This is a genomic window from Providencia sp. 2024EL-00732 (assembly GCF_044006275.1).
Classification (GTDB): domain Bacteria; phylum Pseudomonadota; class Gammaproteobacteria; order Enterobacterales; family Enterobacteriaceae; genus Providencia; species Providencia huashanensis.
Genome location: NZ_JBIPDG010000011.1, coordinates 106,613 through 119,225 on the forward strand (window position 1 = coordinate 106,613; position 12,613 = coordinate 119,225).

15 protein-coding genes are annotated in these 12,613 nt (G+C 42.2%); all 15 read left to right on the forward strand.

Annotated elements, in window-relative coordinates:
• Positions 1-56 precede the first annotated feature (56 nt).
• The 15 genes from fkpA (at position 57) to rplL (ending at position 12,347) form a co-directional block, all read left to right on the forward strand.
• The gene (fkpA, locus tag ACHB7C_RS16375) at positions 57-800 is read left to right on the forward strand and encodes an FKBP-type peptidyl-prolyl cis-trans isomerase (RefSeq protein ID WP_042847796.1); all 744 of its coding nucleotides are present in this window, start codon (positions 57-59) and stop codon (positions 798-800) included.
• A gap of 1,073 nt (positions 801-1,873) precedes the next feature.
• Positions 1,874-2,578: a transcriptional regulator gene (locus ACHB7C_RS16380; protein ID WP_042847586.1), complete on the forward strand. Its 705-nt coding sequence runs from the start codon at positions 1,874-1,876 to the stop codon at positions 2,576-2,578.
• Positions 2,575-2,979, forward strand: a complete 405-nt coding sequence (gene tusD, locus ACHB7C_RS16385; RefSeq protein ID WP_042847585.1) for a sulfurtransferase complex subunit TusD — start codon at positions 2,575-2,577, stop codon at positions 2,977-2,979. Before ACHB7C_RS16380 ends, tusD begins: the two co-directional genes overlap by 4 nt.
• Positions 2,980-3,034: 55 nt before the next feature.
• On the forward strand, positions 3,035-3,364 hold the full coding sequence (tusC, locus tag ACHB7C_RS16390; protein ID WP_208292484.1) for a sulfurtransferase complex subunit TusC: 330 nt from the start codon (positions 3,035-3,037) through the stop codon (positions 3,362-3,364).
• A 39-nt stretch (positions 3,365-3,403) separates the two neighbouring features.
• The gene (tusB, locus tag ACHB7C_RS16395) at positions 3,404-3,691 is read left to right on the forward strand and encodes a sulfurtransferase complex subunit TusB (protein ID WP_042847582.1); all 288 of its coding nucleotides are present in this window, start codon (positions 3,404-3,406) and stop codon (positions 3,689-3,691) included.
• Between the two features lie 136 nt (positions 3,692-3,827).
• On the forward strand, positions 3,828-4,202 hold the full coding sequence (gene rpsL, locus ACHB7C_RS16400) for a 30S ribosomal protein S12 (protein WP_004923923.1): 375 nt from the start codon (positions 3,828-3,830) through the stop codon (positions 4,200-4,202).
• Positions 4,203-4,300: 98 nt separating this feature from the next.
• Entirely contained in the window at positions 4,301-4,771 is a 471-nt protein-coding gene (rpsG, locus tag ACHB7C_RS16405) for a 30S ribosomal protein S7 (protein WP_004262486.1), read from the forward strand.
• Between the two features lie 85 nt (positions 4,772-4,856).
• A complete protein-coding gene (gene fusA / locus ACHB7C_RS16410; protein ID WP_042847580.1) occupies positions 4,857-6,983 on the forward strand; it encodes an elongation factor G in 2,127 nt (708 codons plus the stop codon).
• 78 nt (positions 6,984-7,061) lie between these two features.
• Positions 7,062-8,246: an elongation factor Tu gene (tuf, locus tag ACHB7C_RS16415; RefSeq protein WP_166686806.1), complete on the forward strand. Its 1,185-nt coding sequence runs from the start codon at positions 7,062-7,064 to the stop codon at positions 8,244-8,246.
• Positions 8,247-8,846: 600 nt separating this feature from the next.
• A complete protein-coding gene (gene secE / locus ACHB7C_RS16420) occupies positions 8,847-9,233 on the forward strand; it encodes a preprotein translocase subunit SecE (RefSeq protein WP_042849047.1) in 387 nt (128 codons plus the stop codon).
• Positions 9,234-9,779 (forward strand): transcription termination/antitermination protein NusG, encoded by a 546-nt coding sequence (nusG, locus tag ACHB7C_RS16425; RefSeq protein ID WP_004264378.1) that lies wholly within the window; start codon positions 9,234-9,236, stop codon positions 9,777-9,779.
• 177 nt (positions 9,780-9,956) lie between these two features.
• Positions 9,957-10,385: a 50S ribosomal protein L11 gene (rplK, locus tag ACHB7C_RS16430; RefSeq protein WP_042849046.1), complete on the forward strand. Its 429-nt coding sequence runs from the start codon at positions 9,957-9,959 to the stop codon at positions 10,383-10,385.
• A 4-nt stretch (positions 10,386-10,389) separates the two neighbouring features.
• Entirely contained in the window at positions 10,390-11,091 is a 702-nt protein-coding gene (gene rplA / locus ACHB7C_RS16435; protein WP_042849045.1) for a 50S ribosomal protein L1, read from the forward strand.
• A 329-nt stretch (positions 11,092-11,420) separates the two neighbouring features.
• Positions 11,421-11,918 (forward strand): 50S ribosomal protein L10, encoded by a 498-nt coding sequence (gene rplJ, locus ACHB7C_RS16440; protein WP_042849044.1) that lies wholly within the window; start codon positions 11,421-11,423, stop codon positions 11,916-11,918.
• 60 nt (positions 11,919-11,978) lie between these two features.
• Complete coding sequence (gene rplL, locus ACHB7C_RS16445) at positions 11,979-12,347, forward strand: 50S ribosomal protein L7/L12 (RefSeq protein ID WP_042849043.1); 369 nt, start codon at positions 11,979-11,981, stop codon at positions 12,345-12,347.
• Positions 12,348-12,613: the final 266 nt, after the last annotated feature.

Consider the following 12,613-nt stretch of genomic DNA (forward strand, 5'->3'; position numbering starts at 1 on the left):
AAAAACGAATAGTTCGCTATTCGAACATACTCGAATAAAAGTTATCGGAGATTAGGATGAAATCACTGTTTAAGGCAAGCCTTTTAGCAACTACGCTAGCATTTACTTTCGCTGCTCCACAGGTGATGGCAGCGGAAGCCAAAGCACAAAGCAGCGCATTCAAAAACGCAGAAGAGCGTAATGCGTATGCATTAGGTGCTTCATTAGGCCGCTACATGCAGAATTCTTTAGAAGAACAAAAAACCATTGGTATTAACTTGGATAACGCTCAATTACTGGCGGGTGTTCAAGATGCTTTCAATGGCAAAAGCAAAATGACGGATGCAGAGGTTGAAGAAACACTGCGTCAATTTGAAGGGCAAGTCAAAGAAGCTGCCGACAAAAAAATGAAAGAAGAATCAGCAAGCAATGAGAAAAAAGGTGCTGAGTACCGCGAAAAATATGCGAAAGAAAAAGGCGTAGTAAAAACTAAGTCTGGCTTACTGTACAAAATTGAAAAAGAAGGTACAGGTGCAAAACCTAAAGCAGACGAAACCGTTGTTGTTCACTACAAAGGTTCTCTGATTGATGGTACTGAATTTGACAGCTCATACACACGTAATGAGCCACTGACTATTCCTTTAAACTCAGTCATTAAAGGCTGGACTGAAGGTCTAGTTAACCTGAAAAAAGGCGGTAAAATGCAGTTAGTGATCCCTGCTGATTTAGCGTATGGCGAAAACGGCGTTCCGGGTATCCCTGCAAACTCAACTTTAGTCTTTGATGTTGAATTATTAGATATCAAACCAGCGGCTAAATAAGCGCAAATAAAGTTTGTTTCAAGAGCCCAAGGCGTCAGGTCTTGGGTTTTTTTTGTATAAAGCATTTTAATTATCTCTACGGCGACTCATTGGCATCTATAAGATATCTTTGTTTTCTGCCATGGTAGCTCCTTATTTAAAAATAAAGAAAATACAGTAGATAATACGGTTAAAAATATAAATGTTTTAGGTGAGTTTCTAATGATATGGAAAGGCGTAAAATATGAAATGTCAATATCTGATAAATAAAAAACAAAAAGGTTAATCGCATCAACGATTAATACTAATGAAATAGCTAACATAAAAATACGTTTAATTATGGATTTGATATGTAATGAATAATTTAGAACAGAGGTAAGTAACAGTGAGCGCATTACCATAATTAGTAAAGTAAAGGCTATTGAATAGATAGTCAGTTCATCGATGTACACTGTTACAATGCCGGTGATTAACAGTAATAAGTCATATATTTCATTGAATGAAACTATTAGAAAGTAAATAGTTAGAACTATAGATTTGTATTTTGGTATAAGAAACCTTACGAATTAATAAAATTTTTTAGTGAAATTGCTTTTTAATTATAATGGTGAGTTTTTGATGTTATTTCAGCTAAGTAAAATTGTAAATAATTATACCTTTATTATTTAATTAATAATTATGAGTTGGTTTTACATATATTATTAATAATAAATCACTATCGCGAATAGTCCCATTTATATGAATAACGAAAAAACTAAATTTACTCTGTTATAGATCTTGCTAAGTCGAGGTACTCCCGGTTAATGAGTAAGTTGTCGATACGTCACACCATGGTGGTGACGAAAGAGACTAACCTTGATGAATTTTCTGTAAAAAAATTCTCAAATTGTTTAAAACTTGTGATAAAACAGACTGTCTTGCATTCATTCGCTTGACGGCAACGTCTTGGAGTTTTAACTTCACAAGACTCTATTTTATTTTTTATCATCATAATTGTTGATTACAAGTCGTATAATTAAGGTAAATTAGTCGAATAATGAATGCCTTATTAGTCAACGGGATGAATTTTTACATTTAGAAGGATGATGTTGAAAATGTCAGATTCTTTACAGTCACACGACCTCAGCGATATCAATATACTGGATAACCAGCCGTTTACTGAGACCGACCACGAAATCTTAAAATCATATGAAGCGGCGGTTGATGGCTTAGCAATGTTAATTGGTGGGCACTGCGAAATTGTTCTTCATTCTTTGGAAGACCTAAACTGTTCAGCAGTGAGAATAGCGAATGGGCAACACACTGGTCGTAAAATTGGCTCGCCGATAACGGATCTCGCACTGCGCATGTTGCATGATATGGCAGATGAAGAATCCAACGCTTCCAAGGCTTATTTTACGAAAGCCAAAAGTGGCGATTTAATGAAATCAGTGACGATTGCTATCCGTAATCGTAAGCAGCGTGTTATTGGCTTGCTATGTATTAATATGAACTTGGATGTGCCATTCTCTGAAATTATTCAATCGTTTGTTCCAGAAACAAAACAAGAAGTCACTTCAGATGTTAACTTTGCATCTTCTGTTGACGATCTTGTTGCACAAACACTGGAATATACTATCGAAGAAGTCGGTAATGACCGTAATGTTTCGAATAATGCGAAAAACAAGCAGGTAGTACTTAACCTTTATGAAAAAGGGATTTTCGATATCAAAGACGCGATAAACCAAGTTGCTGATCGCCTGAATATTTCTAAACACACAGTTTATTTATATATTCGTCAATTCAAGAGCGGTGAATGAGTCACGTAAATTCATTAAGTTACTGTTTATTAGTTACTGGTCCGGCTTATGGAACGCAACAAGCCACAAGTGCGTTCCAATTTGCGAAAGCCCTTCTTGCAGAAGGGCACCAATTGAAAACCCTATTTTTTTATCGGGAAGGGGTGACCAATGCTAATTTGTTGACCTCGCCTGCAACGGATGAATTTAATTTAGTTGCAGCATGGCAGGAACTGGCAGAGCAATCAGGGTGTGAAATGCACATTTGTGTTTCTGCCGCATTACGACGGGGTATCGTTGACCAAGAACAAGCGCAAAATTTAACGCTGCCCGTCGCTAATCTTGCAAATGGCTTCATCATGAGCGGCTTAGGGAGCTTAGCTGAGGCTATGATGACCACAGACAGAACAGTCCAATTCTAAGAACAGCCCAACACTAAGGTATTGTGTGAAAAAAATTGCCTTTGTCTTTACAACTATGCCTCATGGAAATGCAAGTGGCCGAGAAGGGTTAGATGCCTTATTGGCGACTTCAGCGCTGACAGAAGACATTAATGTATTTTTTATTTCTGATGGTATTTTTCAGCTTCTTGCAAAACAACAACCTAGCAAAGTTCTGGCCCGAGATTACATCGCTACGTTTAAAATTTTACCGCTGTATGATATTGAAAATATTTATCTTTGCCGCGCTTCTATGCAAGAAAGAGGGTTGGATGAACATCATGAATGGGTAGTCCCGCCTAAGATCCTTGGCGTTGAAGAGATTCGCAAGAAAATTGCGGAATGCGATGTGGTGCTTAGATTTTAATCTTTTGTGTGGTTTTTGATCTATGATAGGATCTTTTCTATGCTGTATACATTAGCAACATCTCCGTTTAGTTGTGATTTTTCGGCAGTGTTACGTTTAATTACTGATAAAGACGTAGTTTTACTGATGCAAGATGGCGTGGTTGTCGCGGTACAGCAGTCGCCTTACCTTGATGCATTGCAAAAAACAGGGGCTCAGTTGTATGCATTAGATGTAGACATCAACGCGCGGGGGTTACAAAATTCCCTCTCAAACGCAGTTTCTGTAATCACTTATCAAGGTTTTGTGAAGCTAACAGAAGTCCAAAAACAACATTTTGCCATATAAAGGCACTAAAAGTTGTATATTTCTTGACACCTGAGCCAGTCAGCAATAAAATTTCGCGTCCTCGTGTATCGTCATGTTGGCGAACGAGGTCGAAATCCGTGTTTACGAAGCAAAAAAACCAGGAGCTTTTTTAATAATGGCAACTATTAATCAGCTGGTACGCAAATCCCGTAGCTCGAAAGTTGTGAAAAGCAACGTTCCAGCACTGGAAGCTTGCCCGCAAAAACGTGGTGTATGTACACGTGTATATACTACTACTCCTAAAAAACCAAACTCAGCATTACGTAAAGTATGCCGTGTTCGTTTAACTAATGGTTATGAAGTTTCTTCCTACATTGGTGGTGAAGGCCACAACTTGCAGGAACACTCCGTAATTCTTATCCGTGGTGGTCGTGTTAAAGACTTGCCAGGTGTGCGTTATCACACCGTTCGCGGAGCACTGGACTGTTCTGGTGTTAAAGACCGCAAACAAGCACGTTCTAAGTACGGCGCTAAAAAGCCTAAGGCTTAATGGATATCCGTTAAGTAAGGCCAAACATTTTTAATCTTAATGTCAAAATAAACTCGTAGAGTTTTGGACAAACCTGAATTAACAACGGAGTCATATCCATGCCACGTCGTCGCGTAATAGGTCAACGTAAAATTCTTCCAGATCCTAAGTTCGGATCAGAATTACTGGCCAAATTTGTAAATATCCTGATGGTAGACGGGAAAAAATCTACTGCTGAAGCAATCGTATATAACGCACTTGAGACCCTTGCTCAGCGTTCTGGTAAAACTGAACTTGATGCATTCGAATTAGCACTGGATAACGTGCGTCCGACTGTGGAAGTTAAATCCCGCCGTGTTGGTGGTTCAACTTACCAAGTTCCAGTTGAAGTTCGCCCGGTTCGTCGTAATGCCCTGGCAATGCGTTGGATCGTTGATGCTGCTCGTAAACGCGGTGATAAATCTATGGCTCTGCGCCTGGCAAACGAATTATCAGATGCTGCTGAGAACAAAGGTTCCGCTGTTAAGAAACGTGAAGACGTTCACCGTATGGCAGAAGCTAACAAGGCGTTCGCACACTACCGTTGGTAATTTTTTATCGACCTTAGTGCTGTATCTCAGGGTAGCCTTTGCTACCCTTTATATGAAGAAATGAACGCCCACGAGAGAGGAAAAAATGGCCCGTCAAACGCCCATAGCACGTTATCGTAATATCGGTATCAGTGCACACATCGACGCCGGTAAAACCACAACTTCTGAACGTATTCTGTTCTATACTGGTGTAAACCATAAAATTGGTGAGACTCACGAAGGTTCTGCAACAATGGACTGGATGGAGCAGGAGCAAGAGCGTGGTATTACTATCACATCTGCTGCGACTACTGCATTCTGGTCTGGTATGGCAAAACAGTATGAGCCACACCGTGTTAACATCATCGACACCCCAGGACACGTTGACTTCACCATCGAAGTAGAACGTTCTATGCGTGTTCTTGATGGCGCAGTAATGGTTTACTGTGCGGTTGGTGGTGTTCAGCCACAGTCTGAAACTGTATGGCGTCAGGCTAACAAATATAAAGTTCCACGTATTGCGTTCGTTAACAAAATGGACCGTATGGGTGCGAACTTCTTACGTGTTGTTGAGCAATTAAAAACACGTTTAGCAGCTAACGCAGTTCCACTGCAATTACCAGTCGGCGCAGAAGAGTCGTTCACTGGTGTTATTGACTTGCTGAAAATGAAAGCAATCAAGTGGAGCGATGAAGACCAAGGCGTTACCTTCGAATACGAAGATATCCCTGCGAACATGCAAGAAGCAGCTGAAGAGTGGCACAACAACCTAATCGAAACCGCAGCAGAAGCATCAGAAGAACTGATGGAAAAATATCTGGGCGGTGAAGAACTGACTGAAGCAGAAATTAAAGCTGCATTACGTCAACGTGTTCTTGCAAGTGAAATTATCCTGGTTACCTGTGGTTCTGCATTTAAGAACAAAGGTGTTCAGGCGATGCTGGATGCAGTTATCGATTACTTACCTGCGCCAACAGATGTACCTGCGATCAATGGTATTCTGGACGACGGTAAAGACACTCCAGCTGAGCGTCACGCAAGTGATGATGAGCCATTCTCATCATTAGCATTTAAAATTGCAACTGACCCATTCGTGGGTAACTTGACGTTCTTCCGTGTTTACTCTGGTGTTGTTAACTCAGGTGACACAGTATTGAACGCAGTTAAAGCGAAAAAAGAGCGTTTTGGCCGTATCGTACAGATGCACGCTAATAAACGTGAAGAGATTAAAGAAGTTCGCGCTGGTGACATCGCGGCAGCTATCGGTCTGAAAGACGTTACTACAGGTGATACTTTATGTGCGATTGATGCACCAATCATCCTAGAGCGTATGGAATTCCCAGAGCCAGTAATCTCTGTTGCAATCGAACCAAAAACTAAAGCTGACCAAGAAAAAATGGGTATTGCATTGGGCCGTTTGGCGCAAGAAGATCCATCTTTCCGCGTATCAAGTGATGAAGAGACGAATCAGACTATCATCGCTGGTATGGGTGAATTGCACTTGGACGTTCTGGTTGACCGTATGCGTCGCGAATTTAAAGTTGAAGCGAACGTTGGTAAACCTCAAGTAGCTTACCGTGAAGCAATCACTGCTAAAGTGACTGATATCGAAGGTAAACACGCTAAACAGTCTGGTGGTCGTGGTCAGTATGGTCATGTCGTTATCGATATGTTCCCACTGGACAAAAACGATAAAGACGGTGCTCCAATGGACTACGAATTTGTCAACGAAATCAAAGGTGGTGTAATTCCTACTGAATACATCCCTGCGGTTGACAAAGGTATCCAAGAGCAGCTGAAATCTGGCCCATTAGCGGGTTATCCTGTGGTTAACATGGGTGTTCGTCTACATTTCGGTTCTTACCATGATGTTGACTCCTCTGAATTGGCGTTTAAACTTGCGGCATCAATCGCGTTTAAAGATGGCTTCAAAAAAGCTAAACCAGTTCTGCTTGAGCCAATCATGAAAGTCGAAGTGGAAACACCAGAAGACTACATGGGTGATGTTATTGGTGACCTGAACCGTCGTCGTGGTATGATTGAAGGTATGGATGACCTACCTACTGGTAAAGTCGTTCGTGCACAAGTACCATTGTCGGAAATGTTCGGTTATGCTACTGACCTGCGTTCTCAGACACAAGGTCGTGCTTCATACTCTATGGAGTTCCTGAAGTACAATGAAGCACCAAACAACGTTGCACAAGCTGTTATCGAAGCTCGTAACGCTAAATAATCGGTTTTTTATCGATTAACTACTTTAATTTAAGTTCCTTCTTTATAGTGAAGAGGGAACTCCATAAGGAATAGAGTCGTGTCTAAAGAAAAATTTGAACGTTCAAAACCGCACGTTAACGTTGGTACTATCGGCCACGTTGACCATGGTAAAACTACTCTGACAGCAGCTATCACTACTGTTCTGGCTAAAACTTACGGCGGCGCAGCGCGTGCATTCGATCAAATCGATAACGCACCAGAAGAAAAAGCGCGTGGTATCACCATCTCTACTTCTCACGTAGAGTACGATACTCCAACTCGCCACTACGCACACGTAGACTGCCCAGGACACGCCGACTATGTTAAAAACATGATCACTGGTGCTGCTCAGATGGACGGTGCAATCCTGGTTGTTGCTGCGACAGATGGCCCAATGCCACAAACTCGTGAGCACATCCTGTTAGGTCGTCAGGTTGGTGTTCCATACATCATCGTTTTCCTGAACAAATGTGACATGGTAGACGACGAAGAGCTGTTAGAATTAGTTGAAATGGAAGTTCGTGAACTTCTGTCTCAATACGATTTCCCAGGCGACGACACTCCAGTTGTTCGTGGTTCAGCTCTGAAAGCGCTGGAAGGCAACCCAGAGTGGGAAGCGAAAATTGTTGAATTAGCAGGTTACTTGGATTCTTACATCCCAGAGCCAGAGCGTGCAATTGACAAGCCATTCCTGCTGCCAATCGAAGACGTATTCTCAATCTCAGGTCGTGGTACAGTAGTAACAGGCCGTGTTGAGCGTGGTATCATCAAAGTTGGTGAAGAAGTTGAAATCGTTGGTATCCAAGACACTGTAAAAACTACCTGTACTGGTGTTGAAATGTTCCGTAAACTGCTTGACGAAGGTCGTGCAGGTGAGAACGTTGGTGTTCTGTTACGTGGTACAAAACGTGAAGAAATTCAACGTGGTCAAGTATTGGCTAAACCAGGTTCAATCAAGCCACATACTCAGTTCGAATCAGAAGTTTATATTCTGAGCAAAGATGAAGGTGGTCGTCACACTCCATTCTTCAAAGGTTACCGTCCACAGTTCTACTTCCGTACAACTGACGTAACAGGTACTATCGAACTGCCAGAAGGCGTAGAAATGGTAATGCCAGGTGATAACATCAACATGATCGTTACCCTGATCCACCCAATCGCGATGGACGACGGTTTACGTTTCGCAATCCGTGAAGGTGGCCGTACTGTAGGTGCGGGTGTTGTTGCAAAAATCATTGCATAATACCGCTCTTTCTGAATAAGAAAGAACTACTTTAGTAAAAAAGGGCGTCTATTAGACGTCCTTTTTATACGTTGCAAAATTAAGAACCTATCTCATCAATCGTTTATATAATTATTGGTGAGATAGGCTCTGAAACAACGATTTGAAACAATAAATTGGTAACTGCGTTGTTTACTTTACGCAGTTATATGAGATTTATTAAGGTTTTGCTCAGAAGATATGGTATATTTTACCGCTGCCACAAAAAAGAAGGTTATTTTCCTATTGGTGTGGTTGAAAAATTTGCTGAGCATGCTGAAATTCCTGCGGAATGGATAGCACTTGTGAAATGGATAGTACTGGCCAACAAATAGTACTTGCGAAATAGAATGTGACTGCATTTAGTCGTATTTGCAGAACCAATAGCGCTAATTTAACTCCATTAAACAAGGCTAATCGCCTTTAACTCGCAGGTGATGTTATTGATATCCTTATCAGGTGCTACAGGTTGAGTTGGTAGTATTTGGGGGATATGTTGGCATATTCTATTGGTTTGGCTTGCTTGTTTTACCTTTGTAAACAAGCTGGCTTTGTACATACTTCATGGTAACAGGTTGAATTATGAGTGCGAATAGCGAAGCTCAAGGAAGTGGACGCAGTGCAGACATCTTCAAATGGGTAATTGTCTGTGCCCTATTAATAATTGCTATTGTCGGCAACTATTACTTCCGTCAATATAATCTCGCCCTGCGTGCTTTTGCGGTCGTGGCTGTTGTCGCTATTGCGGGTGCTGTCGCTTTATGGACTGCAAAAGGTAAAGCAACACTGGCGTTTGCGCGCGAAGCTCGCATTGAGATGAGAAAAGTCATTTGGCCTACTCGCCAGGAAACATTACAAACTACATTGATTGTTGCCGCAGTAACGGCGGTTATGTCATTAATACTGTGGGGATTAGATGGTATCCTGGTGCGTTTAGTTTCATTTATTACAAGCCTGAGGTTATTCTAAATGTCCGATTCACCTAAAAAGCGCTGGTATGTCATTCAGGCATTCTCTGGTTTTGAAGGTCGCGTAGCACAGTCTTTACGTGAACATATCAAATTACATGCTATGGAAGATTCTTTTGGCGAAGTTATGGTTCCAACAGAAGAGGTTGTTGAAATCCGTAGCGGTCAGCGCCGTAAGAGTGAACGTAAATTCTTCCCAGGCTATGTCTTAGTCCAAATGGTCATGAACGATGACTCTTGGCACTTAGTACGTAGTGTACCACGTGTAATGGGGTTCATTGGTGGAACGTCAGATCGACCTGCACCTATTAGCGATAAAGAAGTTGATGCGATCATGAACCGCTTACAACAAGTTGGTGATAAGCCACGTCCGAAAACACTGTTTGAACCTGGTGAAATGGTTCGCGTTAGTGAAGGTCCATTTGCTGACTTTAACGGTGTTGTTGAAGAAATCGATTATGAAAAGAGCCGCTTAAAAGTCTCTGTTTCTATCTTTGGTCGTGCAACTCCAGTCGAATTGGATTTTGGCCAAGTCGAAAAAGCCTAATCTAAACGACAAAACTGACTTGCAAAAGGCGTGAAATTTGACTACAATTTCGCGCCTTTTGTTTTTATGCTTTGCCAATTTAGCCTCTTAACTGGCTTAATATAGGGCGGGGCATGTTTAATGTAACGGGGAGCCTTGCAAATCGTAAGGCGCTATCACCCATCTAGAGGAAATATCATGGCTAAGAAAGTTCAAGCCTACGTTAAGCTGCAAGTTGCAGCTGGTATGGCGAACCCAAGTCCACCAGTTGGTCCAGCTCTGGGTCAACAAGGTGTTAACATCATGGAATTCTGTAAAGCGTTCAACGCAAAAACAGACAGCCTAGAAAAAGGTTTACCAATTCCTGTTGTTATTACTGTTTATGCAGACCGTTCTTTCACTTTCGTTACCAAAACTCCACCTGCAGCAGTTCTGCTGAAAAAAGCAGCTGGCGTTAAGTCTGGTTCAGGCAAGCCTAACAAAGACAAAGTTGGTAAAGTGACCTCTGCTCAGATTCGCGAAATCGCTGAAACTAAAGCTGCGGACATGACTGGTGCTGATATTGACGCAATGATGCGTTCAATCGAAGGTACTGCTCGTTCCATGGGCCTGGTAGTGGAGGACTAAGACAATGGCTAAACTGACTAAGCGCATGCGCAATATCCGTGAGAAAGTTGATGCAACTAAACAGTACGACATCAACGAAGCCGTTGCACTGCTGAAAGAATTAGCAACTGCTAAATTCGTAGAAAGCGTTGACGTAGCTATCAACCTGGGCATCGATGCTCGTAAATCTGACCAAAACGTTCGCGGTGCTACTGTACTGCCACACGGTACTGGCCGTTCAGTTCGCGTTGCTGTATTTGCACAGGGCGCAAACGCTGAAGCTGCTAAAGCTGCAGGTGCTGAACTGGTTGGTATGGAAGATCTGGCTGATAAAATCAAAGCTGGTGAAATGGACTTCGACGTTGTTATCGCATCTCCAGATGCAATGCGCGTTGTTGGCCAATTAGGTCAAGTTTTAGGCCCACGTGGTCTGATGCCAAACCCGAAAGTTGGTACTGTAACACCAAACGTTGCTGAAGCAGTTAACAATGCTAAAGCAGGTCAGGTTCGTTACCGTAATGACAAAAACGGAATCATCCACACCACTATCGGTAAAGTTGATTTCGATGCTGACAAACTGAAAGAAAACTTAGAAGCTCTGTTGGTTGCTCTGAAAAAAGCAAAACCAGCTTCAGCTAAAGGTGTTTTCATCAAGAAAGTTAGCCTGTCTACGACGATGGGTGCAGGTGTTGCTGTTGACCAAGCTGGTTTATCAGCGACAGTTTAATTTCCATAGCTTTGGCTAATTGGTAATTAGGCTTTACCTTTGCGTCAATTTTGTATAGAATTTGACGCCTTGAGTTTGTTGGGTATGGAAATATGCTCAACAAACCACGAATTTCGGTATGGAGTCTGGCCTTTCCAGACCCCGTCCAAGACCGCAGGTGTAGTTTATTAGTTATTAATAGCTACTTAATTTGCCTGCGTAGACGGTGACAGAGATACCTAGAATTTTATTCTGGATTCTGCTCACCGTGTTTTAGCGCTCAAACACATGTTGTGTCTGAGTGATGTGAGTCCCGGGGGTTTCCCGGTTAATCCAGGAGCAAGAAGCTAATGGCACTAAATCTTCAAGACAAACAAGCGATTGTTGCTGAAGTCAGCGAAGTAGCCAAAGGCGCGCTTTCTGCAGTTGTTGCTGATTCACGCGGCGTAACTGTAGCAAAAATGACTGAACTGCGTAAAGCAGGTCGCGAAGCTGGCGTTTATATCCGTGTTGTTCGTAATACACTGATCCGCCGTGCTGTTGAAGGTACTTCTTATGATGTACTGAAAGACGCGTTTGTTGGTCCAACCTTAATTGCTTTCTCTAACGAACATCCGGGCGCTGCTGCTCGTCTGTTCAAAGAGTTCGCGAAAGCGAATCCAGCATTTGAGATTAAAGCTGCGGCCTTTGAAGGTGAGTTAATCCAAGCGAAAGATATCGATCGTCTGGCAACTCTCCCAACTTACGAAGAAGCAATCGCACGCCTGATGGCAACCATGAAAGAAGCCGCTGCCGGCAAACTGGTTCGTACTCTGGCTGCTCTGCGCGATCAGAAAGAAGCTGCATAAGCCCTTTCCTTCGTTGCTTTTTAACGTATAAACTATTTCTGAATTTTAGGAACACTTGTTATGTCTATCACTAAAGACCAAATCCTTGATGCAGTTGCAGAAATGTCTGTAATGGACGTTGTTGAACTGATTACTATGATGGAAGAAAAATTCGGCGTTTCTGCTGCTGCTGCTGTTGCTGCTGCACCAGGTGCTGCTGCTGAAGCTGCTGAAGAAAAAACTGAGTTTGATGTTGTTCTGACTGGTATTGGCGGCAACAAAGTTGCAGTCATCAAAGCAGTTCGTGGCGCAACTGGTCTTGGCCTGAAAGAAGCTAAAGACATGGTAGAATCAGCTCCAGCGACTATCAAAGAAGGCGCAAGCAAAGACGAAGCTGAAACTCTGAAGAAAGCTCTTGAAGAAGCAGGCGCTTCTGTTGAACTTAAATAAGTTTAACTTTAAGAACGCAGCCTAGTTTATTTAGGCTGACGGCTGGTGATTTTTTAATCACCAGCCTTTTTGCGCTGTAAAGCGTGATGGGTGTTAACAGCTTTTCACGCAGTTTTAATGTTAACAACAACCCTCCAATACTTCTTTCTATTGACGACTTAATATACTGTGTTCTTAGCTACGACCCGCTCGGGTAGCTCGGTAGCAAATGTAACGCAATGAAATGATTTAAGAGTAATAGCAATGAGTATTAAGGAAAGTATTCA

What these genes read in the sequence shown, in the direction of transcription:
- tusD (WP_042847585.1), top strand. Translation starts at nt 2,575, where the DNA reads ATGAGTCACGTAAATTCATTAAGTTACTGTTTATTAGTTACTGGTCCG.
- rplA (WP_042849045.1), top strand. Translation starts at nt 10,390, where the DNA reads ATGGCTAAACTGACTAAGCGCATGCGCAATATCCGTGAGAAAGTTGAT.
- rplK (WP_042849046.1), top strand. Translation starts at nt 9,957, where the DNA reads ATGGCTAAGAAAGTTCAAGCCTACGTTAAGCTGCAAGTTGCAGCTGGT.
- rpsL (WP_004923923.1), top strand. Translation starts at nt 3,828, where the DNA reads ATGGCAACTATTAATCAGCTGGTACGCAAATCCCGTAGCTCGAAAGTT.
- tusB (WP_042847582.1), top strand. Translation starts at nt 3,404, where the DNA reads ATGCTGTATACATTAGCAACATCTCCGTTTAGTTGTGATTTTTCGGCA.
- tusC (WP_208292484.1), top strand. Translation starts at nt 3,035, where the DNA reads ATGCCTCATGGAAATGCAAGTGGCCGAGAAGGGTTAGATGCCTTATTG.
- rplJ (WP_042849044.1), top strand. Translation starts at nt 11,421, where the DNA reads ATGGCACTAAATCTTCAAGACAAACAAGCGATTGTTGCTGAAGTCAGC.
- rpsG (WP_004262486.1), top strand. Translation starts at nt 4,301, where the DNA reads ATGCCACGTCGTCGCGTAATAGGTCAACGTAAAATTCTTCCAGATCCT.
- nusG (WP_004264378.1), top strand. Translation starts at nt 9,234, where the DNA reads ATGTCCGATTCACCTAAAAAGCGCTGGTATGTCATTCAGGCATTCTCT.
- fusA (WP_042847580.1), top strand. Translation starts at nt 4,857, where the DNA reads ATGGCCCGTCAAACGCCCATAGCACGTTATCGTAATATCGGTATCAGT.
- fkpA (WP_042847796.1), top strand. Translation starts at nt 57, where the DNA reads ATGAAATCACTGTTTAAGGCAAGCCTTTTAGCAACTACGCTAGCATTT.
- secE (WP_042849047.1), top strand. Translation starts at nt 8,847, where the DNA reads ATGAGTGCGAATAGCGAAGCTCAAGGAAGTGGACGCAGTGCAGACATC.
- ACHB7C_RS16380 (WP_042847586.1), top strand. Translation starts at nt 1,874, where the DNA reads ATGTCAGATTCTTTACAGTCACACGACCTCAGCGATATCAATATACTG.
- rplL (WP_042849043.1), top strand. Translation starts at nt 11,979, where the DNA reads ATGTCTATCACTAAAGACCAAATCCTTGATGCAGTTGCAGAAATGTCT.